The following is a 26,740-nucleotide window of genomic DNA, read 5'->3' on the forward strand; positions in this document are numbered from 1 at the left end:
CATGACATACCGCATTTTCGTACGCCTGTTTGCCCTCGCGGCCCTGCTGATGATCCCATTCGCCGCACCGGCGCAGGAGGCGAACGGCCCGACGGGCGCAGTCGACGCCGCCGCTTCGATCGAGGCCGGCGGGGCCGAGATCCCGGTGGAACGCTATCGCGCCGATGGCGACGCCGTGCTTTTGTGGTTTCCTTCCGAACATGGCCTGCAGGACGGCCATCGACAACAAGCGCTGGCGCTGCAGGCGGCCGGGGTCGAGACCTGGCTGGTCGATCCGTTCACCGGCCACTTCCTGCCCGAGGCGGCATCCAGCTTCGACGACATGCCCACCGCCACGGTGACAGACCTGATCGAGGCAACCCACACCGATACCGGACGACCGGTCTATGCCTTCGGGCACGACCGTGCCCTGCCCTGGTTGCTCACCGGCCTGTACCAGTGGCAACAAGCCCACCCCGAGGCGGACTACCTGGCCGGACTGCTGATGACCAGCCCCTTTCTGCATACCGGCGTGGATACCGATGAGGCCGAACTACAACCCATCGTCCGGCTGACCCATCTGCCGGTGTACATCCTGCAGCCGGCCCAGTCGCCCCAGCGCCAGCATCTCGGGCGGATTCGCAGCGGGCTGACCGAGGGCGGCAGTGCGGTGGGGGCGCGCCTGCTTCCCGGGATCCGCGACCGCTTCTTCTTCCGCCCCGATGCGACGGAAGCCGAGCGGCTCGCCAGCGAGACCTTCCACCGCGAGATTATCTTCGCCATGGACCTGCTGAAGCGGCTGCCTCATCAACGGACGCCCGCCGTGGCCGAAGCGGACACGGACCTGACGGTACGCACCCCCAGCGGCACCGACGCACAGCTCAACGCCCTGGATGAATCCGTGGCGGCCCCGCCGCTGGAGCGGCCCGACCTGGCGGGGGATATCCATCGACTGGAGGACTATCGCGGCGAGGTGGTGCTGATCAATTTCTGGGCCAGCTGGTGCCCGCCCTGCGTGCACGAGATGCCGTCCATGCAACTGCTGGAGGACGAACTGCGCGACGAAGGCTTTCGCATCCTGGCGGTGAACCTGGGAGAGGACAAGGACACTATCCGCCGCTTCATCGAGGACGAAGTGCAGACCGAGTTCACCATCCTCCTCGATCCGGAACAGGACTCCCTCGACGACTGGCGCGCGATGGCCTACCCCACCAGCTACGTCGTCGACCGCAAGGGCCGCCTGCGCTACTACCTGTTCGGCGCCATCGAATGGACCGAACCCGGCGTGATCGACCAGATCCGCGACCTGCTGGACGAAGACGCGTAGCGGCCCGGAAAGGCCGCGGCGCCGCGCGGGGCGTGCTAAAGATCCGCCAGGATGGCGCGCAGGCGCTCCTCGTAGGCCGCTTCGGTAATCAGCCCCCGGTCGTGCAAGCGATCCAGCTCTTCCAGCCGCGCCTCGACCGAACGGCCGTCGGAGTCTTCAACGCCTCCCCGATCCGCCTGTTCGCCTCCGCGGATCAACTCCACGGCATTCACTTGCGCAAACAGCTCGTCCACTAGCGGCGCCAGCTTCTCTCGGGTCGGCCCGAACTTGTCCATCCGCCCGCTACCGCTGCGGGCATCGTAGGTGGCCTGCCCCGCCAGGCCCTGGGCATCATAGACGCGAAGATCGGCGTACGAGAGGTACATTGCCAGATCCCACTTCCAGTTCGCGGTGTGTTCCAGGTAATGCGAGCACCGTGCAGGGCGGGAACCGGAATAGACGTCCGTGCGGATGCCGCGTTGCTCGATCAGTTCGCGCAACTCGGGCTGAAATCCAGCCATGTGGATCTCGGGGTTGTCGAGCACGCAGACCAGGCTGACATCCACCGCATCCAGTGGCTCGATCGACTGGGTGATGGAGCACCCGGTGGCTACCAGCGCAATGCCGGCCACCCAAAACGTACGCAATCCTCGCAACACAAACACCTTCCTTCCTCTGGACGCAATCCTGCGCGCACCTGCCCCGCGCGAACGAGCGCGCACCCTACCAGACCTGCACGACTCCCCGAACATCGAGGCGTCCGTACATCATCGGTCACCCCCCGCCAGATGGATCGCGCGCCCCCTTGCGCAGGACGCTACCGGGTCAGGAAATGCCCACGCGGGCAGGCGTTATTTCGCGCAATCGCCGCAGTTCGAGTCTAGGTTCGAGGTATGAGAGACATAGCGGAGACTCCCATGAAAGCACCCAATGCAATACACCGAATCCGATCGGGCCTGCTCGCAGCCACGGTCCTGTTGCTAACCGCACCGGTATTCGCGGAAACGGAGGTCGGCATCACCACCGACATGGCCGAGTTCGAGGTGCGCCACGGCGACGAACTGGTAACGGTGACCCGCGACCAGGACACCTTCGCAACCATCGACCTCGACTACGCGCAGATCGCGCGACCCTGCCCGCCGTTCTGCATCCAGCCGATGAGCCTTGGGCGCGGCGTCGAGACCCTGGGCGAACTGGAGTTCATCGACTACCTCCAGCAGACCTCGGAGCGCGACGACCTGGTGATCATCGATTCGCGCACCCCGCGCGAATACCGCCGCGGCACCATCCCCGGAGCCGTCAACATCCCCTGGGACCGCCTGCACTTCGCCTCCGGCGCGGACCCGGACGACGTGCGCAACGTGCTAACCGAAGACTTCGGCGCAATCTTCGACGGCGACTTCTACGACTTCAGCCGGGCAAAGACCCTGGTGCTGTTCTGCAACGGCCCCTGGTGCGGCCAGTCACCCACCAACATCCGCACCCTGACCAACCTCGGCTACCCGGCCGAGCGCATCAAGTGGTACCGCGGCGGCATGCAGATGTGGCACGCCTTCGGCCTGACCATCGTTGAGGGCGAGACCGACGACTAACCCAGGAGGACGTCCACTTCGTCATTGCGAGCGCAGCGAATCAATCGCCCAGACAACGGCTCAGCCCCGCCCGATTGCTGGGCTCGCAATGACGGGATGGGTGGCGAATCAACGGTAACTCCGCCAGCCAGCCGACCGGCTACCTCGGCTCCGCCATCAGGGCCTCGACCGTGGCAATGACGTCGGGGTCGTCCCATTCGATGGCGCTGTTGACCGAATAGCGCACGCGGCCGTCGCGGCCGAGGATGAAGGAGCTGGGGAAGGCGAACACGCGCCAGTCGGCGGCCACCCGGCCGTCGAAGTCCATCAGCACCGGGAAATCCACCTGCACCTCTTGCATGAAGGCCGTGATGTGCTCGGCGCTTTCCTGATAGTTGACCGATACGATGGCGAAGCCCTCGCCCAGGGTCTCGGCCATGCGGTTCATCGACGGGATCTCGTGCACGCAGGGCGGGCACCAGCTGGCCCAGAAATTCAGCAGCATCACCTGGCCGTCGTAGTCGGACAGTGACTGCTCGTCACCCAGGTGATCGGTCAGCGTGAAATCCGCGACCGGCCGTGGCCGATCACGCTCCACCAGCCCGCGGCCGACTTCGATCGCACGGGTGGCCTCCGGCAGCGGCGCGGCCGCCAGCGGGCGCGGGACGCTGGCCAGGAGCCGGCCCGCCTGCAGCAGTTGCGCAGGCAGGCGCTCGGCCGCGGCCTGTTCCTCCGGCTCGGGATCGGAGCGGCGCAGGTAATAGAAATCGCGCACATCCGGGACCGTCTGCACGAACACCGCACTGCCGCCGCGGCGCAGGTCGGCCAGGATGTCGTCCAGATGCCAGCGATAGACGCCCTGGCTGGGCTGTAGTAGGAAGACCGGCAGACTGGTGGCGCGCACCACATCGACGAACTCGGCGGGGGCACCCGCCACCGGCGTGTCGACCATCAGGTTGGGGAAGGCCAGCGCCGCACCGAATACGTAGGCCGCTTCGGGGCCGTCCTCCTGCCACTGACGCAGGCCGCGCAGGGCGGTGATCGCCGGGCGGCCCGAGGCGACCAGCATCACCTGCTTGCCGGTCTGCGCGTGCGCCGCGAGCAGCAATGCGGCCACACTGACGCCATCCAGGCTGCGCATGCTCTCATTGGTGCGCGGGAGGAAATGGGCATCCAGCAGATCGACCTGCCAGACCTCCACGCCCATCGCCGCCAGCTCGTGCCCGAAGCGCGCATGGTTGGCGTGTTCGCCCGCCTGCGGAAGCAGCCACAGGTAGAGCCGATCACCAGTGGCCGGGTACACGGTGACGCCCAGTTCGACGCCGGCCGGATCGGTCACTGTCAACGTGCGCGATTCAACCTCTCCGGCACCCGCCGGCGAGAGCAGCAGCAGAAGCAGAGACAGCAGCAGGCACAGGCTCGGAAGCAATCGTATCGACACGCGGGCATCCATCGAGGGAACCAACCGCGACTATAGCGTCCCGTCATGCCCGCGGGAACGCCGCCCGGAAGAGCCCCGAGGTATTGGGTCAGCGCGGGTGCGTATGCCGGAACGTGCGTAGACGGCGGGTCTTTTCCACCATGCGCCAGAGGGAACGGCAGTTGTTGTAGCGCGAGACGTGCTGCAGCGGCACCCAGAGGATGTCGTTCGACTCGTCGCTGCCGGGCACCGGCAGGCGGTCGTCGATCTCCAGCAGGAAGCGCACGTCGATGTGCTCGTGCATCGGGAAATGCGGGCTGGCCGGGATGGTGTGGATGTCGAGATCAAAGACATCTTCTTCCACCAGGCGGATCTGCTCGGGGGCGAGGCCAGTCTCTTCGTGGGTCTCGCGCAGCGCCACCTGCAGGATGTCGGCCTGGCCGTCGGCATGCCCGCCGGGCTGGAACCAGCGGTGGTGCTTGCCGTGCAGCAGCAGCAATGCCCGTTCGCGGTCGGGGCTGACCACCCAGGCGGAACCGGTTACATGCGCGGGCAGGAGATCGCAGTGGAAGCAGTCCGGGTGCTCGCTGACGAACTCCAGGGCGCGGCGGACGTAGCCGGCCTCCTCGATGAAGGTCGTCTGGTGTCGGGCGAGCAGGTCCAGCAGCTGGGCGCGATGCATCTCAGGTCCCGGCGGGGTTGTGCAGCGCGTGGATCGCCGCGCGCGCGGCCTCGTCCACATCGCCTTCTCTGCCGGCCAGCGTCAGACGGCCAAAGGCACCCACCGCACGCACGTCGATCAGCGAGACGTTAGCGGCCTTCAGCGCCTGGTTCGCGGCGTAGATAATGTACCCGGCCGGCTCCGCCTCGAGGATGAACATGCTCTGTTCCGGCAGGATCATGTTGCCGCGACGGTTCTGGCGGTTGATCAGCACGGTGTGATCCGGGGTCATCCCGCGGATCGTCTCCTGCCACGGGATGCGGCAGGGCTGACGATCGTCCTGGCTGGCGCCCAGGCGCGCCAGCAGCACGCGGCCGGCCTCCTGCACATCGCTCTGGTCGCGGTGGTGGATCACCATGGAGCCGAACTCGCGCTCCACCACCTGCTGCGCGAGGTGCACGTTGGTCGCCTTCAGTGCGACGTCGGTCAGGCGGTGCACCGCCATCCCCGGGGACACTTCCACCCACAGGCAGGAGTCTCCCGGAACGGGCAGGAAGCCCTGGGAGACCGTAGCCATGTATTCCGCCAGCTGCGGCTGGAGGGAATCCATGTAGACGTAGGTGCGCAGCTGGATCATCGATTCACTCTGGGCCAGGGCCCGCGGCCCATGGTTCCCGCGCGTCGCGGCCCGAACCCGCGCGGGAATTCGCGCACGCCTCATGCAAGCCGCCCCGAAATGGGCGGGCTCGCGTGCACACGCGGGAGAATTGGAGGACGTATTGTGAACGCAGCGCGCGCCAAGCTCAACGTTGGATGCCTTCACGGGCCGGCCTTCGGGCGGCCACACGTCCCGGGAAGACGCTCGTATAATGCAACGCCAACCCCGCAGCCACAGGGATTGTCATGCCGAAGCAGGATGCGGAACACCTCCTCGCCAGCGTGGAAGACGCCGATCTCGATCTGGCCGAGACCCTGCGCCAGCTCGTGGACTGGCTGCGCCCGGAAGACCCGCGCAATGTCGCGCCGGTGATCTCCCGTATTGAGCAGTTAACCCTCGCCCTGGGCGAGAACCCGCGCCTGCAGGACCGGCTGCGTGAGCGCCTGGAGGACGGGCTGGAGGACGCCCGGCACCTGACGCTGTACACCGGGATTGGGCTGTTCTCGCGCAAGGGTTTCTTCCGCGAGGCAGCGGAGCTGATCTACGAGCGGATCAATCCGCGCCCGATGGACAGGCGCGACCTGAAAGACGTGCTTTATCACGTGTTTCACCAGACCGATGACGCCGCCTGGGTTGCGGCCCTGCCGGACGATGCCTGGTGGCGCCTGCTGGAGGCCCTGGGCTGCCTGACCGGGGAACACCCCGGGGTCTTGCAACGGGCACGCGAGGAGATCCTCTACGCCCTGGAGATGCTGTCGATCTGGGTGGCCGCGGAGGAACTAGAGCCGGAACTGCTGCGCCTGGACCCATCGATCGCCGAGCACAACTCGGCCTTTGTCGCCCAGGAGCGCGAGATCTCCGCCTACGTGCGTGACTACCGCGCCACCCTGGAGGACCCCAACCGCGAACGCATGGACGACCGCCACGCGCGGGTGCTTCTGGAGCAGTGCAGCGAGCAGATCGCGCGCCTGCGCCAGCTGGCCATCACCCATGGCAACAGCCTGTCGCTGACCCACCTTCTGGAACGTCTGGACCAGACCCTCGGTCGCATTCACAAGCTACTGGACCTGCTGGAGCCGGACGCGGACCGCGACACGCGCACGGCCTCGGTCGGGGTGTTCCGTGAACTCATCACCACCAGCGCCCGTCAGCACGGCGTACGCACGCTGTGGCAGGACAACATCAAGCTGGTCTCGCGCAGCATCACCCAGCATGTCAGCGACACCGGCGAGCACTACATCACCCAGTCGCGCGGCGAATACTTCCAGATGCTGCGCTCCGGAGCCGGCGCCGGGCTGATCATCGCGGTCATGGCCCTGATCAAGATCCAGATCGAATCCCTGGGACTGTCTCACGCGGTAAACACCCTGTGGGTGAGCCTGAACTACGGCCTCGGCTTTGTGCTGATCCATATCCTGCATTTCACCGTGGCCACCAAGCAGCCGGCAATGACCGCCGCGCGTCTGGCCGCCGCCATCGAAGAAAGCGAACGCGGCACAGCCGATCCACGAACCATGGCAGATCTCCTGATGCGGGTGGGCCGTTCGCAGTTCGCCGCAGTACTCGGCAACGTGGGCATCGCGCTGCCGACCGCCATCCTGATCGGTCTGTTTGCGGCGGGCCTGTTCAACGCTCCAGTCCTGTCCGATCACGAGGTCGACTACCTGGTGGACGGGCTGCACCCGATCATGGGCCTGGCACTGTTCTTTGCCGCGATCGCCGGGGTCTGGCTGTTCGTCTCCGGCCTGATCGCGGGCTTCTTCGACAACCGCTGCGCCTATCTCGACCTGCCCGGCCGCCTGCGCGAGCATCCGCTGCTGCGCCGGTTGCTGCCGACCGGTGCGCGCCACCGCCTGGCCGACTGGATCGGCCACAACTACGGTGCACTGATCGGCAACTTCCTGTTCGGCGTGCTTTTGGGAGTGACCGGCTATATCGGCTACCTGCTGAACCTGCCGCTGGACATTCAGCACGTGGCCTTTGCCTCGGCCAACCTCGGCTATGTCACCGCCAGCGAGGCGCCCGGGCTGGGCATGTTCATGCTGTTCCTGGTGTTCGTGCTGCTGATCGGGGCGGTCAACCTGTGGGTCAGCTTCGGGCTCGCGTTGTACGTTGCGCTGCGCGCCCGTGGCGTGCGCATCGGCACCTTTGGCCGCGTCTTTCGCGCCTATGGTCGCCACCTGCGCGAACGTCCGGGCGAATTCCTGTTCCCACCCGGCGCGCAGACCACGACCAACGGAGGCGACGACGAGTCCGATGCTCGTTAGCAGGGCCGCGCGTCTGCTGGCGCCGACACTCGCGCTATCGCTCGCCGGCTGTGCCGGGACGGTACCCAGCCCCTCCGGCGACGAGACCCGCACCCCGCTGATCGCCTCAGAGGTGATCCACACAGCCGATGGCGACCGGCTGCCGCTGCACCGCTGGGGGCCGGACACCCCTGAGCGGGTTGTGCTAGCCCTGCACGGCTTCAACGACCACGGTGGCAGCATGCAGGCGCTGGGCGAGGCGCTGGCCGGGCACGCCATTGCGGTGTATGCCTATGACCAGCGCGGCTTCGGAGCCACGCGCAACGCCGGCTACTGGTCGGGTCACCGCCTGCTGGCCGAGGACGCCCGCACCGCACTCCGGCTGCTGCAAGAGCGCTACCCTGACCAGACACCCTACCTGATCGGCAAGAGCATGGGCGGCGCTGTCACGCTGCTGGCCATGGAGGAAACGACCGATTCCGCCACTGCATCGCCCCGGGTCGCCGGCACGGTCCTGATCGCCCCGGCGGTCTGGAGCCGCGGCGACATGCCCTGGTATCAGCGCTTCGGCCTGTGGCTGGGGGCACGCCTGGCGCCCGGCTGGCGCCTGGACGGCGAGATGGCCGCTGACCTCGACATCCACCCCACCGATGACCCCGCGGTGCTACAACAGATGCGTGACGATCCGCTGGTGTTGCGGGATGCCCGCATCGATGCACTGGACGGCCTGACCACCCTGATGACCCACGCGCTGGAGGCGGGCCCGGCTTTGCCCCCACCGAGCCTGACGCTGTACGGAGCGCGCGACGACCTGGTGCCACCCTTGCCCCTGGCGCGCCTGCTGGAGGCCCTGACCGCCCAGGGATCCGATGCCCATCGGGCGGCGCTCTACCCCGAGGGCTATCACATGCTGACCCGGTATACCGGGGCCGAGACCACGTTCGACGACATCGCCGCCTGGCTGCAGGACCCCGAAGGAAGCCTCCCCTCGGGCCACGAGCGCTCGCCCGACGCCCTGGCGCAGTACCTGCGCGAAAAGCACTGACCCGGGTTTCTCTGGCCACCACCGCGCGCTGGCGCTACGGTGGACCCAGCCAACCTTCGGAGAACGCCCTATGAGCCACTCGACCCCCAACCGCCTCGACGACCTGGTTGCCCGCAGCCGCCGCGACCAGGCGGAACGGGAACAGGGCTACCGCGAGCAAGCGTTGAAGATGTATCCGTGGGTATGCGGCCGCTGCGGGCGCGAATTCACCCGCGTCAATCTGCGCGAGCTGACCGTGCACCACCGCGACCACAACCACGACAACAATCCATCCGACGGCAGCAACTGGGAGCTGCTGTGCCTGTACTGCCACGACAATGAACACCAGCGCTACACCGACGCCACTCCAGGCAGCGGGAATACGGCGAGCACCTCCTCGGCTACCCACAATCCCTTTGCCGGACTGGCTGGGTTGCTTGACGAGAACGACCGGGGCGGCGACGACCCGAAAACGTAGAACGACTGCGGGCTGGATGTCGGCATCGGATCAGAGCCGGCGCCACCAGAACTGCAATGGCTTGAGGCTCTCCTGCCTCTCGCCGATATCCGGCCACGGGAAGTGGCCAACCCGCCCCTCGGCGCGCTGGTAGCCGCGCTTTTTCCAGAACCCGTCCAGGGGCCGGTAATCGGCCGGGCGTCGCGGGTGATCATCCGGGCGCACCACCGCGCAGAAGGTGGCATGGGCAAAGCCCAGGCGCCGCGCTGCCGCCTCGCGCTCATCGAAGAACCGATGCCCCGCCCCCTGGCCACGGAAGTCCGGCTCCAGTACCGACTCCGCCAGGTAGTAATACGCCGCCGGGTCCCGTCCTTGCTCAAGGAACGGGGCCTGGAATTCCGCCTCGGCCGCAGCCAGCGGCAGCGCAGTGGAGGCCCCCACGACGCGATCACCTTCCAGCGCGAGTACCAGCGTACTGTCCGGGCAGTCGACGTAGTCCTGCAGATACCGCTCTTCGTACTCCGCGCTGCCGTCGTAGAGATATGGCCACTCGCGGAAGACTGCGATGCGCAGGCGTGCAACATCCTCCAGATAGGGGACAATCCCCGCTCCTCCCACGATCCTGAACTCCATTCGCCTCTCCCCGATATCGCAATCAAACCGGCGCCGGCGTGTCCGCAGGGGCCTCCCGGCCAACACCGCGCAAGAGGCGCCCAAGGATATCCGACCCACTCAATATCCGGCGCTGACTGTCGGTCCACAGCAGGATCACGTCGTCCCCAACCACCGTGTCACCGCTGCTGGCCGGGCGCACCCGGAAATGGGATACCAGGCTGCCCAGCCGGTGACTGCCATCACGCACGACCAGCGGGTGATGGCAGTGATGGTGGGGTTCGAACCGCTCCGGCGCAAACAGCGCCTCGCGGGTAAAATCCGCGACCCGGATCACCGTGCGCGGCTCGCCCTCGGGATCGATGACCACCATCCAGCTGCGACCCGGCTCATTGAGTCGACGCAGGAACGCATCATCGGTACGGGGCTCGATCGCCGGGAACACCGGACGCCCGGCCTCGAAGTCCAGCGTGATCACGCTGTCCGGGGCCAGCGCCTGGCCCTCGTGTTGCACCAGGATGTCGTCCAGCTCGAGGAAATTCCGCGCGCCCCGCCCCTCGACCCGGGTAATCTCGCTGCCATGGGCCTGCATGTGCAGGTCAATCAGGTGATGCAGGTCCCGCTCGGGGAAGAAGCGAATCTCCTCGCCCCCCAGCCAGCGGTCCAGCACCCAGGCAGTGGGCCGTGCCACCGGGTACATCAGGATCTGGTAGAAGCGCAGCAGTGGATACAGCGCCCCGGCGACCCGCAGGGCATGCCGCGAAAAGTAGGACTGCGGCAGAATCTCGGCAAAGATCGTGATCACCACGGTAGAGAACAGGAATGCCGCCACGCCGCCCATCACCGAACCCGACAACAACGCCAGCAGCACGTTGACGGAGACGTTGCCCCAGAGAATGGTCACCAGGGCAAAGTTGGCATCGGCGCGCAGGGCCAGCAGGCGCACCGCGCGCCGGTCGCCCTTCTGCGCCTCGACCTCCAGCTCCAGCTTGCTGCGCGAGAACAGTCCGAGATTGAGTCCGGACAGAATCGCCGATTGGGACAGGCAGACGAGGATACCCAGCCAGGTGAGGACGCTCATGGGGTCTTTTCCTTGGGCAACACGGCGCACGAACAGGAGAGGCTTGAGGGTACCGCGTGGCAAGCCGTGCGCGCCCGCACGGAACGTTGGTTTCGTCGTGCCAAGCCGCACCCGCAAACCGGCAAAACATCTACACTCGGAGATGGGGCCGATGCCTGTCGGGCCGGCACCACAGCGGCCCGGTATGTCAGGAAACGGCCGGTCGGGCCACCGAATACGCTACAGGAGGATCTGCATGGATACTGTCTGGATCGTTGTCGCCGACGCCGCACGAGCCCGCATCTTCACCTGCGAGGGCCGTGCCTGCCAGGGGATGCACGAGAGCGAAACGCTCTCGCACAGCGAATCCCGCGCCCACAATCAGGATCTCGTCTCGGATCGTCCCGGGCGCAGCTGGAGCAGCGCCAGCGGGGACGCCCGCCACGCCATGCAGGACAGCACCGACCCCGCCGCCAACGAGCGCAACCGCTTTGCCCGTCAGGTGGCCGAACGCCTCAAGTCCGCCCATAACGACGGCACCTTCAAAAAACTGGTGATCGTCGCCGCACCCTCGTTCCTGGGCGCCCTGCGCGAAATGCTGGACCCGACCGTCGCCCATAGCGTCACCGCCGAGGTCGCCAAGAACATCACCAAGTCGACCGACGCCACCACCCTGCGCAAGCACCTGCCCGACTTCCTCTACTAGGCACCATTCCAGCCCCTGGCCCCGCATAGCGGGGCCAGGGGCGACCGGTCGGCTCCAACGCCCCTCAACGCTTGCCGAGATCGTCCGGCTTCAGCGTGCCCAGCAGGCGCGGGCCATCGGCGTGTGGCTCGAACACTGCCATTTCCGCCTCCTCGATTTCCACATCCGCGGCGTGGCGCAGGTTGAGATCGTGGCCCACAACGACGATGTTTTTCTTCGGATCCCTGGGCGGAGTATTCAGATACCCCCGAAGGCCTTCGATCAGGTCCTCGCGGCGCTCATGGTCCTGGATAATCGGCAGATTGTAGAGCTCGGTCCGAATCTCGTAGTCACCGAAGGCATAGTGCGCGGTCTCCCAGTTACGGCAGAACTCGCTGGTCAGTACCTGCTCCACCGGGATCGCGTAATGATCGAAGCCCTTGCCCACCTGGCGCGCCTGCTCGCGCCCGTGCGTACTCAGATTGCGCTGTCCTTCGCAATCGTCCATGTCGGACAGGTCGTAGTCGTCATGCGAACGATCGGTCGCCGCATGCCGCCAGTACACCACCAGCCCACCCGCCTGCATACGCTCGATCAGCGCATCCGGTGCCAGCGTCTCTGCATTTGCGGTAGCGAACGCCACCAGCAACAGGGCCAGGATTGCGCTCAGCATCCCATTTCGCATGCCGTCTTCCTCGCGAGTGATGGATTGGGTGTTTCCATTGGGTGCAGACGTTCTGCGGCCGCGTTACCCGGCACCCACCGGGCCCGCGCCTCACAGTCTCCCGGGTCTCAGTCGAAGTCGTCGGGCGTCAGCACCCCGAGTACCCGGGGCGAGTCGCTGCCGGGCTCGAACACGGCAATTTCACCCTCGTCGATGCGAACCCGGGCGGCCTGCTGAAGATTGATGTTGTGGCCCACGATCACCACGTTCTTCCCCGCATCCCCCGGCGCCGTCACCAGATAGCGCCGCAATGCATCGAGTAGCTCCTGCTGGCGTTGACGGTCACGCACTGGCGGGATATTGAACAGGTCGTCACGGACCTCCCAGGAATCCTCGCCGAAGGCAATCCGGGCGCTGTCCACATTACGGCAGAAGGGCGAGCTCAGGATGCGCTCGACCGGGACCGCGTGGCGTTCGAAGCCCGCGCCCACCTGACGCGCCTGCTCGTGCCCGCGCTCGTCGAGATTGCGCTGCCCCTCGCAACGGCTCATGTCGGACAGGTCGGTGTCCCGCTGGCTGCGGTCGGTGGCCGCATGCCGCCAGTAGATCACCAGCCCACCCGCCTGCATGCGCTCGATCAGCGCATCCGGGGCCAGTGTGTCGGCGCTCGCGATTACGGGGGAAAATCCAAGGATGATCATGAACAAGAACCAGCGCCGAAGCATCGGGACCTCCAGTGAGAAAGGGGTTCAACGAAGCAAGAGACCGTCACCCAAGGGCATCGGTTCGATGCATGTTCTGGGCGCAACCATCCGCCCGGCGCGTTGACGCCCCCCGACCCCAGCCCTAGTATGCCGTCACCCCCTTGCCCGGAAACCCGCGTCCCCATGACCTATTGTGTCGCCATCGATCTGGACGACGGCCTCGTCTTCGCCTCCGACTCCCGCACCAATGCGGGCGTCGACCAGGTCAGCACCTACAGCAAGATGCACACCTTCGAGATCGAGGGTCAGCGGGTCTTTGTGGTCCTCGCTGCCGGGAACCTCGCCACCACACAATCCGTGGTACAGCAGCTCAAACGGGACATGGAAGAAGGTGCCGACGAGAGCCTGGCTACCGTGGAGCGCATGTCGGATGCGGCCGACTATCTGGGCCGGCTCAACCGCGAAGAGGCGGAAAAACACTCCGAGGCACTGTCCCGCTCCGGCATCAAGGCCGAGGCCACGCTGATCATCGGCGGACAGATCGGCCAGGACGCGCCGGCGATCTTCATGGTTTACCCGCAGGGCAACTACATCACCACCTCGCAGCAGACACGCTTCTTGCAGATCGGCGAGAGCAAATACGGCAAGCCCATTCTGGACCGCATCATCGACCCGACCACCCCGCTGGGCGATGCCGCGCGCTGTGCCCTGGTCTCCATCGACTCGACGATCCGCTCGAACCTGACCGTGGGGCCACCGATCGAGGTGATGGTCTATGAGCGCGGCACCCTGACCTTCGACCATTACCTGTGCCTGGAGACGGACGACGACTACCTGCGGTCGCTCACCCAGGCCTGGGACATGAACATCAAGAAGGCCTTCACCGACCTGCCGCGCTTCGACTGGGAATCCGCCCACGAACGCAAGCAGCGCGGGACGCGCGTCAGCCGCGGCTCCGGCAAGACGGCGGGGTCTTCCTCGGCCAAGACGAAAAAGCCACGGCGCTGAACACAGCAGCGCGGCGAAGCTACGCCACCTGAGTCTGCACCTGCGCCGGCGAGGCCAGGAACCAGGTCTCGGCGTTCGCGCCGTGAATATCTCCGATATCCCGCTGCAGCACGTCGATAAAGGCGTGCAGGGCCTCTTCCTTGATCAATTCGTCCACGTGGGCATCGGCCGCGTGACGGCGCCCCTGGATCACCAGGCGCAGGGGCAGTTCGTTGTTCGGCAGTTTTTCCAGCGCGTCCTGTACCTGGGTCAGGGCGTGGGTAACCGACCGCGGGAAGGCAGTGTCCTGCAACAGGTAGCGCACCACATCCACGCCGTTGATGCGCCGCTTCACATGCTGGCGATACATCTGGAAGCCGCTCTCCGAACGCAGGATGCTGGTCCACAACAGCCCCTCGTAGGGTCCCGGGTCCTCACCGTCCTTCTTCAGGTGGCGCAGCGCACCGACGTCGATCTGCCGCGTCCCCATGTCGGCCCGCTCCAGGTTGCGCCCCAGGCGGATAAAGTCGTAGGCGGCATCGTGGCTCATGGTTCCGGCCAGCAGCCCGGTCAGGGTCTGGCAGCGCTGGATCACGTCCGAGAGGAATTCGAAACGCCCGCGCTTGCCGATACCCTGATCGATATGGTCGCGCGCGAACAGATAGAGTTCGTTCATCACCTCCCAGGCCTCGGAAGGCACCAGATCGCGCGTGGTGCGAACGTTCTCGCGCGCGGCGCGCAGGGAGTTGAGGATGGAACTGGGGTTGTCGGCATCTGCCAGCAGGAACTTCACGCAGTTACGTTCATCTTCGCGCTGGTAGTGGTTGTCGAACAGGGCCTCGTTACCGGTGACGTCCACCAGCCCCTTCCAGGACAGCTGGACCGATTTCGGCATGTCCAGCGCCAGCAGATTGAAGGCCATGACCATGCGCGCCGTGTTCTCGGCACGCTCCACATAGCGCGCCATCCAGTACACGCGTTCTGCGACTCTCGAGAGCATCTTAGTTCTCCTCGTCCACGATCCAGGTGTCCTTGCTGCCCCCGCCCTGCGAGGAGTTCACCACCAGCGAGCCCTTGCGCATCGCCACACGGGTCAGCCCGCCGGCGGTCACGTCGGTGCGCACCCCCTGCAGGACGAACGGGCGCAGATCCAGGTGCCGCGGCTCGATCTCGTCACCGCACAGCGTCGGCGCCACCGAAAGGTCCAGCGTCGGCTGGGCGATGTAGTTGCGCGGGTCTTTCTTGATCAGCTGCGCGAACTCGGCCCGTTGCTTCTTGGTTGCGTGCGGGCCGACCAGCATGCCGTAGCCACCGGACTCGTTGGCCGGCTTCACCACCAGCTCGTCGAGGTGATCCAGCACGTAGGCACGATCCTTCTCGTTGACGCAGAGATAGGTCGGCACGTTGGGGATGATCGGTTCCTGGTCCAGGTAATAGCGGATGATGTCCGGCACAAAGGCATACATCACCTTGTCGTCGGCCACGCCCGCGCCCGGCGCGTTGGCGAGCCCCACGTTGCCCTGACGCCATGCACGCATCAGCCCGGGCACGCCCAGCATCGAATCCGGATTGAAGACCTCCGGATCCAGGAACTCGTCGTCGATGCGCCGGTAGATGACGTCTACGCGCTCCAGACCATCGATGGTGCGCATGTAGACGCAGTCGTCGTCACCGACCACCAGATCCGCGCCCTCCACCAGCTCCGCGCCCATGCGCTGGGCGAGGAAGGAGTGCTCGAAGTAGGCCGAGTTGTAGATCCCCGGCGTCAGCACCGCGATCTCCGGGTAGTCCTGCGGACGCGGCGAGATCGAGGCGAGCATGTCGAACAGCTGGGTGGGATATTCATCCACCGGCAGGATGCTGGAATTCTCGAACAGCTCCGGGAACACCCGCTTGGTGACTTGCCTGTTTTCCAGCATGTACGACACGCCGGAAGGCACGCGGAGGTTGTCCTCCAACACGTAGAATTGCCCTGAGCCGTCGCGCACCAGGTCCGAGCCACAGATGTGCGCCCAGACGCCCTGCGGCGGCTTGATACCAACACACTGTTCGCGGAAGTTCTTCGACTGATTCAAGACATACCGCGGAATCACCTTGTCCTGGAAGATCCGCTGCTCGTTGTAGATATCGTCGATGAACAGGTTCAGGGCATTCAGGCGCTGCTCGAGGCCGGCCGTGACCTGATCCCATTCCTTGCGCGCAATGACCCGCGGGATGATGTCGAACGGCCAGGCGCGGTCGATGTTCTCGCCCTCGGTGTAGACCGTGAAGCTGATACCCATCTCGAGAATCGCGCTGTCCGCGGCCTGCTTGCGGCTGTGGATCTCGCCCTCGTCCAGCGAGGCCAGGTATTCCGCGAGTGCCCGAGCCGGAGCGCGCGGCTGGCCAGGTTTCTCGATCAGTTCGTCGTAAAACGGGGCGGAATCGTAATGCTTCCAGTCGATGGCCATTCGTCGGGTCCTCTGACGCGGGGATGGTGTTGTTCTACAGTAACGTCTTTTCGCGCTAGCCGACGTTTCTGCCTACAGCGTTTCGTCCGGCCCGCCCCGACCGAGGTTCCCATGTCCGACGCACTCGAACAGCGCCTGATCGAACTCTACCGCCACCCGAAGATCCAGGGATGCAACTGGCAACCACGGTTGTTCTGGTATGCGGCCGCAGACGGCACGCCCTTCGGCAGCTTGCGGGTGGACGGGCGGGAACTGGAGGTGTTCCTGGCAACAATCCTGGGGGAACCTTCAACGGAACAGGCCGGGCTGGATGCCGAGCGGGACGGCCGCGGGCAGTTTCTCGCCGCCAATGCGCGGCGCCACGAGCTGCCGTTGTTCACCCGCCGCTGACCAACCATGGCGTTGTCACGCGCCTTGCCATCGCACGAAATGTAGCGACATAGCGACCTTCCTGGGCGGCCAGGGAACCGAACAAAACGCAGGGGGTACGAACGGGTGTTGCTTCGTCGCTGCGCTCCTCGCAATCACGGTGCTCGTGGCGGCGCCATGCGAGGACGACCGTTCAGACAGGCTTGCGGAATTCGACCTGTTTCCAGTAGCCGAACAGGCTCGCCGGGGCGACCATGCAGGGCTCCTGCCCGGTCACGCGAACGAAGTCCTCGTATTCCATGTCCGGGCGGAACCCAACGGCCTTCGACAGCGGCCGCAGGCAGCGCTCGACGCCGCGCAACAACCATTGCTGCGAGGCAAAGTGGTTGACCACCAGCAAGCGTCCCCCGGGGCGGCAAACTCGCCACATCTCGGCGAACAGGGCATCGGGGTTGGGCACCACGGTGGCCACATACATCGCGACCACCGCATCAAAGCTATTGTCGGCGAAGCCGAGCTTTTCGGCATCCATCTCGCACAGGCCGGATACTGCCGGCAGACCACCGTTCAGGCGCCCACGCGCAACCTCCAGCATCTCTCGGGATACATCGATCCCCACCACCTCGCAGTCATCCGGGTAATCCGGCAGCGAGATCCCGGTGCCGACCCCGACCTCCAGGATGCGCTTGCCCGAGACCGGCGCCAGGGTCTCCCGCGCGCTGGCGCGCCCGGTCGCGAACACTCGACCGAAGGTGGCGTCGTAGTGGCGAGCGTAGCGCCGGTAACTTTTGCGAATGCTGACGAGGTCCATGCCCACGCGTCCCGAATCTGAATGGCCGGGCGCCGGAAAAAGCAACGCCCGTGATCGAAGCGAGTCCGATCAGGACTCGGGTTCGACCGCCTTCATGCTCAGACGGATGCGGCCCTGCTTGTCCACTTCCAGGACCCGCACCGTCACCGAATCCCCTTCCGAGAGGAAATCGCCGACGCTCTCGACACGTTCGTCGGAGATCTGCGAGATGTGGACCAGACCGTCACGGCCCGGCAGGATCGAGACGAACGCCCCGAAGTCCATGATCTTCGCCACCTTCCCGGTGTACTGGCGCCCCACCTCGATATCCGCCGTCAGCTCTTCGATACGGCGCTTGGCCTCGAGGCCCGCCGCCTGATCGGTGGAGGCGACCTTCACCGTGCCGTCGTCCTGGATGTCGATGGTCGCGCCGGTCTCTTCGGTCAGTGCGCGAATGGTCGCCCCGCCCTTGCCGATCACGTCGCGGATCTTGTCCGGGTTGATCTTCATGGTGATGAAGCGTGGCGCGTGCGAGGACATCTCGTCACGATGATGCGGCAGCACTTCGTTCATGCATCCGAGGATATGCATGCGGCCTTCACGGGCCTGGGCCAGCGCCCGCTCCATGATCTCGCGGGTGATCCCGTCGATCTTGATGTCCATCTGCAACGCGGTCACGCCGTCATTGGTGCCGGCCACCTTGAAGTCCATGTCCCCCAGATGGTCCTCGTCGCCGAGGATGTCGGAGAGCACGGCGAAGCGATCGCCTTCCTTGATCAGGCCCATCGCAATACCTGCGACCGGAGCCTTCAGCGGCACGCCAGCATCCATCAGCGCCAGCGAGGTACCACAGACAGAGGCCATGGAGCTGGACCCGTTGGATTCGGTGATCTCGGAGACCACGCGAAGCACATAGGGGAAGTCCGCCTCGTTCGGCATCACCGCCTGCACGCCACGCTTGGCGAGGCGCCCGTGGCCGATCTCGCGGCGCTTGGGCGAACCGACAAAACCGGTCTCGCCGGTGCAGTACGGCGGGAAATTGTAATGCAGCATGAAGCGGTCGCGGCGTTCGCCTTCGATCGCGTCGATCACCTGGGCGTCACGATCGGTGCCAAGCGTAGCGACGACCATCGCCTGGGTCTCACCGCGGGTAAACACGGCGGAGCCGTGCGCGCGCGGCAGCACGCCCGTATCCACGTGGATCGGGCGTACCGTCTTGGTGTCGCGGCCATCGATGCGCGGGTTGCCGTCGAGGATACGATCACGGACCAGGCGGTATTCCAGGTCGTGGAAGGCGGTCTTCACGTCATCCAGGCTGGGCCCTGACTCGTCTTCACGGACCAGGGCCTCCACGGCCTTGCCGCGCAGTTCGCCAATGCGCTGCGTACGCGCCTGCTTCTCGGCGATCTGGTATGCCTCGACCAACTCGTTGCCGACGACTCCCTTCACCTGATCCTCTAGCGACTCCAGCGTCGCCGGGGCCTGCCAGTCCCATGCCGGCTTGCCGGCTTCGGCTGCCAGTTCACGGATCGCCTGGATCGCGGCCTGCATCTGCTCGTGGCCGTACATCACCGCACCCAGCATCACCTCTTCGGAGAGCTGGTTGGCCTCGGATTCGACCATCAGTACGGCGTTCTCGGTACCCGCCACGACGAGATCAAGGTCGGAATCCGCCAGGGCGCTGTAGGTCGGGTTCAGCAGGTACTCGCCGGCGCGGTAACCGACCCGCGCGGCGCCAATCGGCCCGGCGAAGGGCACGCCGGAGAGCGCCAGCGCGGCCGAGGTCCCGAGCATCGCGGGGATATCGGGATCCACCTCGGGGTTGATCGACATTACCGTCGCGACCACCTGGGTCTCGTTCTTGAAGCCTTCCGGGAACAGCGGACGGATCGGTCGGTCGATCAGACGGCAAGTCAGGGTTTCCTTCTCGCTCGGGCGCCCCTCGCGCTTGAAGAATCCACCCGGGATCTTGCCGGCCGCGTAGGTGCGTTCCTGGTAATTCACGGTCAGGGGGAAGAAGTCTCGGCCCGGGTCGGCTTCCTTGCGAGCCACCACGGTGACCAGCACCACGGTCTCGGCCATATTGACGATGACGGCGCCACTGGCCTGACGAGCGATGTCACCGGTTTCGAAGGTGACCGTATGGTTTCCGTACTGGAATGACTTCTTGTATGCCACGTTATTTCCCGTTTCCCGTGTTCTTGCGACTTTGATGCCTGAATTCTGGCTCTCGCGACCCATTGGTGCGGGCCCGAAAGCGAACGGGCCCGCACCAATGGCGCGGGCCCGTCATGCCGGCCTTAGCGGCGCAGCCCAAGCTCCTGAACCAGGGCCTGATAGCGCTCCTGGTCATGACGCTTGAGATAGGTCAGCAACTTGCGGCGCGTGCTGACCATCTTCAACAGGCCGCGGCGCGAGTGATGATCCTGCTTGTGCTTGTCGAAGTGCCCCATCAGATGCTGGATGCGGGCCGTCAGCAGCGCGACCTGGACTTCCGGCGAACCGGTGTCGTTGGGATCGCGCTTGTGCTTCTCGACGATGGCCGATTTTTCTTCGGTGGTGAGCGACATGAAAACCTGACTCCTGAAAAATTTCTAAACCGTTAACCGACCAGTGGCGCTGGCGATAGGCGGGCAATGGTAGCACGACGCACGACGACGTGAACAGAAAGAGACCGGGCACGCTCAGGCCGGCGCGTGCGCCGCCGGCACGAACAAACGCCGCGCCCGGATCTGCCCGTCGGGGTCGCGAACACCGACCGCAAGGAAGCGGCCACCGTCATCAGAAATCCGCACCAGGGGCCAGCCAGTATCCCCTTCGCACGGGGCATCCGCCGCCCCTGGGGCCTGCCCGATCACCGCGGTCGGCGCGGCCGGGTTGCCATGCCGCATGGCGGCGCTGGCGGCGGCGTCGAGCGTGACCGACGGCCAGTGCGCCAGCGCCGCCTCCGCCGGTTGCAGCAAGGCCTCGATGGCGGCGACGCCGCCCGCCTCGAAGGCCGCCTCAATGGCCTCCAGCGAGACCATCGCGGCTGCGTCGAAGTGGCCATGCCCGACCCGGTGCAACGTATCCACCGCCGCTCCACAACCGAGCGCATGCCCGATGTCGGCAACCAGCGAACGGATATAGGTCCCCTTGGAACAGTGCACCTTCAAACGCAGGCCGTCCGCCGCGATCTGCTCGATCTCCAGGGAATGGATCTGCACCGGACGCGGGGGGCGGTCCACCTCCACACCCTGACGCGCGAGCTCATACAGGCGCTTGCCCTGATGCTTTAGGGCCGAGACCATTGGCGGGACCTGCGCCTGATCGCCACTGAACCGTCGCTCCAGCTCGCGCAGGGTGGCCGGCTCGATGGGCGGCACCGCCGCCTCTCGGATCACTGCGCCATCGAGGTCCGCGCTGTCCGTCTCCACACCCAGGCGCGCCTCGGCGACATAGCGCTTGTCCGCATCCAGCAGCCAGCCGGAGACCTTGGTGGCCTGCCCGAAGCACAACGGCAAAAGGCCAGTCGCCCGCGGGTCCAGTGCCCCGGTATGACCGGCCTTCTTCGCCTGCAACAGATACTTGACCCGGCCCAGCGCCTGGTTGGAACTGCGCCCCCGCGGCTTGTCCAGCAACAGGATGCCGTCGACCTCGCGCCGCTTGCTCGCCATGGATGAACGGCCCGGCCGCAAACGCCCGGGCTCAGGCCCCGCGTTCCGGTCCCTCGTCCGGATCGCGTCGCTTGTCGGAGCCACCGTCATCTGCCGCGCCGTCCCCATCCAGGGCCTCGGGATCGTCCGCATGATGCGCCCGATCCTCGGCCAGCGCCTGATTGATCAGTGACGACAGGTGCGCACCGCGCTCCGGCGTATCGTCATAGATGAAGCGCAGTTGCGGCACCGAGCGCAGACGCATGCGCTGCCCCAGGGCCCGACGCAGAAACCCGGCGGCGCTGTTCAAGCCCTTCTGCGCCTCCTGACCCTTCTCGGCCCCGCCGAGCTGGGTGAAATACACTCGGGCATACGCCAGATCGCGCGACACCTCGACCCCGGCCAGCGTGATCATGCCGACCCGCGGGTCCTTGACCTCCATGCGGATGAGCTCGGCCAGCTCGCGCTGGATCTGCTCCCCGACACGGTCGGAACGATGGAAGTCGCGGTTACCCGGCATCAGAGCGTCCGGGCCACCTCGACGCGCTGGAAGACCTCGATCTGGTCACCCGCCTTCACGTCGTTGTAGTTCTTCACCGCGATACCACATTCGGTACCGGCCTTGACCTCGTTCACATCGTCCTTGAAGCGACGCAGGCTCTCCAGCTCGCCCTCGTAGATTACGACGTTGTCACGCAGCACGCGGATCGGGTTGCCCCGCTTGACCGCGCCCTCCATCACCAGACAGCCGGCAACCTGACCAAAGCCCGAGGCCTTGAACACGTCGCGCACCTGCGCCAGGCCGACGATCTCTTCGCGGATCTCGGCCGACAGCAGACCGGACAGCGCCTGCTTCACGTCGTCGATCGCCTCGTAGATCACCGAGTAGTAGCGCACGTCGATCTCGTTCTCCGCCGCGAGGCGTTTCGCGCCCGCATCGGCACGCACGTTGAACGCGATCACGATCGCCTCGGAGGCCATCGCCAGGTTCATGTCGGACTCGGAGATCCCGCCCACGCCGGCGGAGACCACCTTCACGCGGACCTCGTCAGTGGACAGCTTGATCAGCGACTCGCGCAGGGCCTCGGCCGAGCCCTGCACATCCGCCTTGATCAGGATGTTCACGGTCGCGATCTGGCCGTCCTGCATCTGGTTGAAGATGTTCTCCAGCTTCGACGCCTGTTGCGCGGCCAGCTTGCGCTCGCGTTGCTTGGTGTCGCGATGCTCTGCGACCTCGCGGGCCGTCTTGTCATCGGCCACCACCAGCACCTCGTCGCCAGCATCCGGCACCCCGGACAGGCCCAGGACCTCGACCGGCATCGACGGGCCGACCTCCTTCACGGCCGTGCCGGTATCGTCGAACATCGCCCGCACGCGGCCGTATTCCTTGCCCGAGAGCACGATGTCGCCGTGCTTGAGCTTGCCGGACTGGACCAGAATGGTCGCGACCGGACCGCGGCCTTTCTCCAGGCGCGATTCGATGACTACACCACGCGCCGGACCCTCGTCCGGGGCCTTCAGCTCCATCACCTCGGCCTGCAGCCCCAGGGACTCCAGCAGATCGTCGATCCCCTGGCCGGTATGGGCGGAGACCTGAATGAACTGGGTATCGCCGCCCCAGGACTCGGGGATGACCTCGTGCTGGGCCAGTTCGTTCATGACCCGATCCGGTTCGGCCTCGGGCTTGTCGACCTTGTTGACCGCCACGACCATCGGCACGCCCGCAGCCTTCGCATGTTGGATCGCCTCAATGGTCTGCGGCATCACGCCGTCATCCGCCGCAACCACCAGGATCACAATGTCGGTGGATTGGGCGCCACGGGCACGCATTGCGGTAAACGCGGCATGCCCCGGGGTATCCAGGAAGGTCACGCCATCGTGGTTGTTCTTCACGTGGTAGGCACCGATGTGCTGGGTAATTCCGCCTGCCTCGCCAGAGGCGACCTTCTCCTTGCGGATATAGTCCAGCAGCGAGGTCTTCCCGTGGTCGACATGACCCATCACGGTCACCACCGGTGGCCGCGGACGGGCCTCGGCATTCTGCTCAAGACCGGTATCGATCTCGTCCTCGACCGAGGTTTCCTTCGCGGCGATCGGGTTATGCCCCATCTCCTCGACCACCAGCATCGCGGTGTCCTGATCAATCGACTGATTGATAGTGGCCATCACGCCCATGCCCATCAGGGCCTTGATCAGCTGCGGCGCCTTGATCGCCATCGCCTGGGCCAAGTCGGCCACGGTAATGGTTTCCGGCACCTCGACATCCCGCACCACCGGCGCGGTCGGCTTGGCAAAGCCGTGCTTGCTGGTCACGGCCTGAGCCGCAGCGGACTGGGCCTTGCGGCTCTCGCCCTTCTTGCGGCGACCGCGGCGGTCCCCGGCGACATGCAGTTCCTTGCGCTCGTCCTTGCGGCCACCCTTGCGGGCGCCCTTGCCGGCCTTGGCATCGGCTGCCGGGGCAGCCGCCGGAGCGGCCTGCCGCGCTGCGGCTTCGCGCTCCAACCGTGTCTGTTCTTCCTTCTCGCGCTTGGCCTCCTGGGCCTCGAGCTCTTTCGCCCGACGCTTCTGGCGTTCTTCGCGTTCAACGGCTTCCTGCTTGCGCGCGTCGGACGCCTTGCGCTGGGCTTCGCGCTCGGCCTCCACCTGCAGCGCCAGCTGCTCGGTACGGCTGAGCGCACGCTTCGGCTTCTCGGGTACGGGCTCCGGTTCGGCAGCGGGCTCCTCGACCGGGGCCTCTTCGGCCACCTCGGGCTCCGGCTCGGCCGGGGTCTCGACGACCGGCTCCTCGGCCTTGGGCTCCTCGACCGGCACCTCTTCGGCGACCGGGGTCTCGTCCTCGACCGGAGCCTCGGGGGCCGTCTCTTCCGCCGGGTCGGCGGCACGGACTTCTTCCGGGGCCTCGGGCGCCGGGGCCTGTTGCTCTTCGGCCACTGGGGCCTCTTCCACCGGGGCCTCGGGCTGCGCCTCGGCCGGCTTGGGCTTCAGGGTCCGCTTCTTGCGCACCTCGACGTTAACCGTCTTCGAGCGCCCCTGGCCGGAGCTGACCTTGAGGGTCTGCGCCTGGGTCCGGCGCTTCAGGGTCACGCGTCCTGCGTCGCCCTCGCCATGCGCCTGACGGAGGTGATCGAGCAGCTTGCGCTTTTCGGCATCGGTGATCGCCGCTTCCGGACCATCGACCTCGACGCCCGCCTCCTTGAGCTGAACCATGAGGCGGTCAACCGGTGTTCCCACCGATTCCGCGAATTGCTGCACTGTCATTTGCGCCATGGCGCCTACCTCCATTCCAGATTCTTTTCAGGCCAACCGACAGCCTGTGATACGCGTCCGCGAGACGAGCGACCGGGGCTTACTCCCCGGTTTCGAACCACGGGGCGCGCGCCGTCATAATCAGCGCCGACGCCTCTTCCGTATCCAGGCCGGTCATCTCGACCACGTCGTCGGATGCCTGCTCCGCCAGGTCCTCCATGGTGCACACACCATGTGACGCCAGCTTGTTCGCCAGCGCCGGGCTCATGCCTTCCATGCCGAGGAGATCCTCCGCGGGCTGATAGCCATCGCCACCCTCGGCCGCGATGGCCTTGGTCAGGAGCGCGTCGCTCGCACGATTGCGCAGCTCCTCGACCATGGCCTCGTCGAACTCCTCGATCGCCAGCAGTTCTGCCTCTTCCACATAGGCCACTTCGTCCAGGGTCGTAAAGCCTTCCTGAACCAGGATGCTGGCAACTTCCTCGTCGACATCCAGGGCCTCCATGAAGAACGCGACCAACTGCTGGGCCTCGGCGTCGCTCTTTTCGGCGGCCTGTTCCTCGGTCATCACATTCAGTTCCCAGCCGGTCAGCTGGGAGGCCAGGCGGATGTTCTGGCCGCCACGGCCGATGGCCAGTGACAGCTTGTCTTCCTCGACCGCGATATCCATCGACTGCTTGTCCTCGTCGACCACGATCGACAGGACCTCCGCCGGCGACATCGCATTGATCACGAACTGAGCCGGATTCTCGTCCCAGACAATGATGTCGATGCGCTCGCCGGCCAGCTCGTTGGACACCGACTGCACACGCGAGCCGCGCATGCCGACGCAGGCGCCGACCGGATCCAGACGCGGGTCGTTGGAGCGCACCGCAATCTTGGCGCGCATACCCGGGTCACGGGCCGCACCCATGATGTCGATAATGTTCTGGCCGACCTCGGGCACCTCGAGCTTGAACAGCTCCATCAGGAACTCCGGCGCGGTGCGGCTGAGGATCAACTGCGGACCACGAGCCTCGGGGCGGATCTCCTTGAGATAGCCGCGCAGCCGGTCATTGGTACGCACGGTCTCGCGCGGGATCATGTGTTCGCGCGGGATCAGGGCCTCGGCGTTGCTCCCGAGGTCCACATAGGTGCCATTGCGATCCGTACGCTTGACGATCCCCATGACCAGCGTGCCAACGCGATCCTGGTACTCCGCGACGACCTTGGCCCGCTCGGCCTCGCGCACTTTCTGCACGATGACCTGCTTCGCGGCCTGGGCCGCAATGCGACCGAAGTCCACGGCCTCGACCGGCTCCTCGATCACGTCGCCGACCTGGGCGTCCGGATTCTTCTGCTGGGCATAGGACAGCAGCGTCTGGTATTCCGGGGATTCGAACTCGGGGTCCTCGTCGTCCACCACGGTCCAGCGCCGGAAGGCCTCGTAATCACCCTCCTCGCGGTCGATGCTCACGCGCACGTCCATCTTGCCGCCGTGGTACTTGCGGGTCGCCATCGCCAGGGCCGATTCCAGGGCTTCGAAGATGATGTCCTTCTCCACTCCCTTCTCGTTCGCCACGGCATCAGCGACCAGCAGGATCTCCTTGTTCATGTCTTGCCTCTCCGCACTCGGCAGTTGCCTGCCGATTCAACAAAAAGCGTAGCAGCGCCCCGGACTACAGCTATTTTTTACAGCTGCTCAAGGACACGCGCGTTGTGGATCGCGGCCAGCGGCAGCTCGTAGGCCATACCGTCCACTTCCACCTCGATCATTGGATCTTCCACCGACAGCAGTACGCCACGGAAATTGCGGCGGTCATGCTCCGGCCATGCCAGACGCACCTTCACCGGATGACCGATGTAGGTCCGGAACTGCTCGGGGGTAAACAGAGGGCGTTCGATGCCGGGGCTGGACACCTCCAGGGTGTAGTTCCCCTTCAGAGCCTCCTCGACCTCGATGACCGCACCGGCCTGATCGCTGACGCGCGCGCAATCGTCCACCGTGACGCCATTCTCGCCATCGATATAGATCCGCACGACAGGCGGCGTGGAACCGGAGTGGTACTCCAGCCCCCACAGCTGCATGCCTTCCCCCTCGACAACCGGGGTCAGCAGTGTTTTCAGTTGTTCAGCCTTCTGCGACAAGGGCGTCTCGATCGACTCCGTCCCTTTGGCGGGACCCGGAAACAAAAAAAGGGCGCCGAACGCCCCTCGTACACCTCTCCAGATGACAG

Annotated in this window: 26 protein-coding genes; 8 read left to right on the top strand and 18 right to left on the bottom strand. The window is 65.7% G+C overall.

Annotated elements, in window-relative coordinates:
- Position 1: 1 nt before the first annotated feature.
- Positions 2 to 1,306, top strand: coding sequence for a TlpA disulfide reductase family protein (locus F816_RS0105635; protein ID WP_019593894.1), 1,305 nt, complete (start codon positions 2 to 4; stop codon positions 1,304 to 1,306).
- Positions 1,307 to 1,341: 35 nt separating this feature from the next.
- On the opposite strand, the gene F816_RS0105640 is transcribed toward F816_RS0105635, so the two are convergent.
- Positions 1,342 to 1,944: an Sbal_3080 family lipoprotein gene (locus F816_RS0105640; RefSeq protein ID WP_231363384.1), complete on the bottom strand. Its 603-nt coding sequence runs from the start codon at positions 1,942 to 1,944 to the stop codon at positions 1,342 to 1,344.
- Between the two features lie 234 nt (positions 1,945 to 2,178).
- Here F816_RS0105640 and F816_RS0105645 point away from each other — a divergent pair, with 234 nt between their 5' ends.
- Positions 2,179 to 2,877, top strand: a complete 699-nt coding sequence (locus F816_RS0105645; RefSeq protein ID WP_155998511.1) for a rhodanese-like domain-containing protein — start codon at positions 2,179 to 2,181, stop codon at positions 2,875 to 2,877.
- Positions 2,878 to 3,016: 139 nt separating this feature from the next.
- Here F816_RS0105645 and F816_RS0105650 read toward each other — a convergent pair whose 3' ends face one another.
- From F816_RS0105650 to F816_RS0105660, 3 genes are all read right to left on the bottom strand, one after another.
- Positions 3,017 to 4,309 (bottom strand): TlpA disulfide reductase family protein, encoded by a 1,293-nt coding sequence (locus tag F816_RS0105650; RefSeq protein ID WP_026333148.1) that lies wholly within the window; start codon positions 4,307 to 4,309, stop codon positions 3,017 to 3,019.
- Positions 4,310 to 4,385: 76 nt separating this feature from the next.
- Entirely contained in the window at positions 4,386 to 4,958 is a 573-nt protein-coding gene (locus F816_RS0105655; protein WP_019593898.1) for an NUDIX hydrolase, read from the bottom strand.
- A 1-nt stretch (position 4,959) separates the two neighbouring features.
- Positions 4,960 to 5,574 (bottom strand): BMC domain-containing protein, encoded by a 615-nt coding sequence (locus tag F816_RS0105660; protein ID WP_018167879.1) that lies wholly within the window; start codon positions 5,572 to 5,574, stop codon positions 4,960 to 4,962.
- A gap of 266 nt (positions 5,575 to 5,840) precedes the next feature.
- Between F816_RS0105660 and F816_RS0105665 the strand changes: the two genes are divergently transcribed.
- The 3 genes from F816_RS0105665 (at position 5,841) to F816_RS0105675 (ending at position 9,343) form a co-directional block, all read left to right on the top strand.
- On the top strand, positions 5,841 to 7,862 hold the full coding sequence (locus F816_RS0105665; protein ID WP_019593899.1) for a site-specific recombinase: 2,022 nt from the start codon (positions 5,841 to 5,843) through the stop codon (positions 7,860 to 7,862).
- Positions 7,852 to 8,886: an alpha/beta fold hydrolase gene (locus F816_RS0105670; protein ID WP_019593900.1), complete on the top strand. Its 1,035-nt coding sequence runs from the start codon at positions 7,852 to 7,854 to the stop codon at positions 8,884 to 8,886. Before F816_RS0105665 ends, F816_RS0105670 begins: the two co-directional genes overlap by 11 nt.
- Positions 8,887 to 8,956: 70 nt before the next feature.
- Positions 8,957 to 9,343: a YajD family HNH nuclease gene (locus F816_RS0105675; RefSeq protein ID WP_019593901.1), complete on the top strand. Its 387-nt coding sequence runs from the start codon at positions 8,957 to 8,959 to the stop codon at positions 9,341 to 9,343.
- Positions 9,344 to 9,373: 30 nt separating this feature from the next.
- Here the strand turns inward: F816_RS0105675 and F816_RS0105680 are convergent, their stop codons facing one another.
- The gene (locus F816_RS0105680) at positions 9,374 to 9,955 is read right to left on the bottom strand and encodes a GNAT family N-acetyltransferase (protein ID WP_019593902.1); all 582 of its coding nucleotides are present in this window, start codon (positions 9,953 to 9,955) and stop codon (positions 9,374 to 9,376) included.
- Positions 9,956 to 9,977: 22 nt separating this feature from the next.
- Entirely contained in the window at positions 9,978 to 11,015 is a 1,038-nt protein-coding gene (locus F816_RS0105685) for a DUF21 domain-containing protein (RefSeq protein WP_019593903.1), read from the bottom strand.
- Between the two features lie 235 nt (positions 11,016 to 11,250).
- Between F816_RS0105685 and F816_RS0105690 the strand changes: the two genes are divergently transcribed.
- The gene (locus F816_RS0105690) at positions 11,251 to 11,700 is read left to right on the top strand and encodes a host attachment protein (RefSeq protein ID WP_018146209.1); all 450 of its coding nucleotides are present in this window, start codon (positions 11,251 to 11,253) and stop codon (positions 11,698 to 11,700) included.
- 64 nt (positions 11,701 to 11,764) lie between these two features.
- Here F816_RS0105690 and F816_RS0105695 read toward each other — a convergent pair whose 3' ends face one another.
- A complete protein-coding gene (locus F816_RS0105695) occupies positions 11,765 to 12,364 on the bottom strand; it encodes a histidine phosphatase family protein (protein ID WP_019593904.1) in 600 nt (199 codons plus the stop codon).
- A gap of 107 nt (positions 12,365 to 12,471) precedes the next feature.
- The gene (locus tag F816_RS0105700; RefSeq protein WP_019593905.1) at positions 12,472 to 13,068 is read right to left on the bottom strand and encodes a histidine phosphatase family protein; all 597 of its coding nucleotides are present in this window, start codon (positions 13,066 to 13,068) and stop codon (positions 12,472 to 12,474) included.
- A 162-nt stretch (positions 13,069 to 13,230) separates the two neighbouring features.
- Between F816_RS0105700 and F816_RS0105705 the strand changes: the two genes are divergently transcribed.
- On the top strand, positions 13,231 to 14,055 hold the full coding sequence (locus F816_RS0105705) for a proteasome-type protease (RefSeq protein ID WP_018937946.1): 825 nt from the start codon (positions 13,231 to 13,233) through the stop codon (positions 14,053 to 14,055).
- 19 nt (positions 14,056 to 14,074) lie between these two features.
- Here the strand turns inward: F816_RS0105705 and F816_RS0105710 are convergent, their stop codons facing one another.
- Together F816_RS0105710 and F816_RS0105715 are read right to left on the bottom strand one after the other, a co-directional pair.
- Positions 14,075 to 15,034, bottom strand: coding sequence for an alpha-E domain-containing protein (locus F816_RS0105710; RefSeq protein ID WP_038085441.1), 960 nt, complete (start codon positions 15,032 to 15,034; stop codon positions 14,075 to 14,077).
- Between the two features lies 1 nt (position 15,035).
- Positions 15,036 to 16,484 carry a circularly permuted type 2 ATP-grasp protein gene (locus tag F816_RS0105715; protein WP_019593907.1) on the bottom strand — a complete coding sequence of 483 codons (1,449 nt, stop codon included), beginning with the start codon at positions 16,482 to 16,484 and terminating at the stop codon, positions 15,036 to 15,038.
- 111 nt (positions 16,485 to 16,595) lie between these two features.
- Between F816_RS0105715 and F816_RS0105720 the strand changes: the two genes are divergently transcribed.
- A complete protein-coding gene (locus F816_RS0105720; protein WP_019593908.1) occupies positions 16,596 to 16,874 on the top strand; it encodes a hypothetical protein in 279 nt (92 codons plus the stop codon).
- A gap of 172 nt (positions 16,875 to 17,046) precedes the next feature.
- Here the strand turns inward: F816_RS0105720 and F816_RS0105725 are convergent, their stop codons facing one another.
- The 8 genes from F816_RS0105725 to rimP form a co-directional block, all read right to left on the bottom strand.
- The gene (locus tag F816_RS0105725; protein WP_018167889.1) at positions 17,047 to 17,664 is read right to left on the bottom strand and encodes a class I SAM-dependent methyltransferase; all 618 of its coding nucleotides are present in this window, start codon (positions 17,662 to 17,664) and stop codon (positions 17,047 to 17,049) included.
- A 69-nt stretch (positions 17,665 to 17,733) separates the two neighbouring features.
- Complete coding sequence (pnp, locus tag F816_RS0105730) at positions 17,734 to 19,821, bottom strand: polyribonucleotide nucleotidyltransferase (protein WP_019593909.1); 2,088 nt, start codon at positions 19,819 to 19,821, stop codon at positions 17,734 to 17,736.
- A 122-nt stretch (positions 19,822 to 19,943) separates the two neighbouring features.
- The gene (gene rpsO, locus F816_RS0105735; RefSeq protein WP_018146218.1) at positions 19,944 to 20,213 is read right to left on the bottom strand and encodes a 30S ribosomal protein S15; all 270 of its coding nucleotides are present in this window, start codon (positions 20,211 to 20,213) and stop codon (positions 19,944 to 19,946) included.
- Positions 20,214 to 20,327: 114 nt separating this feature from the next.
- Positions 20,328 to 21,299 (bottom strand): tRNA pseudouridine(55) synthase TruB, encoded by a 972-nt coding sequence (truB, locus tag F816_RS0105740; protein WP_019593910.1) that lies wholly within the window; start codon positions 21,297 to 21,299, stop codon positions 20,328 to 20,330.
- Positions 21,300 to 21,330: 31 nt separating this feature from the next.
- Positions 21,331 to 21,798: a 30S ribosome-binding factor RbfA gene (gene rbfA / locus F816_RS0105745; protein ID WP_019593911.1), complete on the bottom strand. Its 468-nt coding sequence runs from the start codon at positions 21,796 to 21,798 to the stop codon at positions 21,331 to 21,333.
- On the bottom strand, positions 21,798 to 24,560 hold the full coding sequence (infB, locus tag F816_RS0105750; protein WP_019562676.1) for a translation initiation factor IF-2: 2,763 nt from the start codon (positions 24,558 to 24,560) through the stop codon (positions 21,798 to 21,800). The genes rbfA and infB overlap by 1 nt, the downstream gene beginning before the upstream one ends.
- A gap of 64 nt (positions 24,561 to 24,624) precedes the next feature.
- Positions 24,625 to 26,118, bottom strand: coding sequence for a transcription termination factor NusA (gene nusA / locus F816_RS0105755; RefSeq protein WP_018146222.1), 1,494 nt, complete (start codon positions 26,116 to 26,118; stop codon positions 24,625 to 24,627).
- A gap of 77 nt (positions 26,119 to 26,195) precedes the next feature.
- On the bottom strand, positions 26,196 to 26,651 hold the full coding sequence (gene rimP, locus F816_RS0105760; protein WP_018167894.1) for a ribosome maturation factor RimP: 456 nt from the start codon (positions 26,649 to 26,651) through the stop codon (positions 26,196 to 26,198).
- Between the last annotated feature and the right edge of the window lie 89 nt (positions 26,652 to 26,740).

Origin of the sequence: Thioalkalivibrio sp. ALM2T, assembly GCF_000381505.1 — a bacterium.
Classification (GTDB): Bacteria; Pseudomonadota; Gammaproteobacteria; order Ectothiorhodospirales; family Ectothiorhodospiraceae; genus Thioalkalivibrio; species Thioalkalivibrio versutus.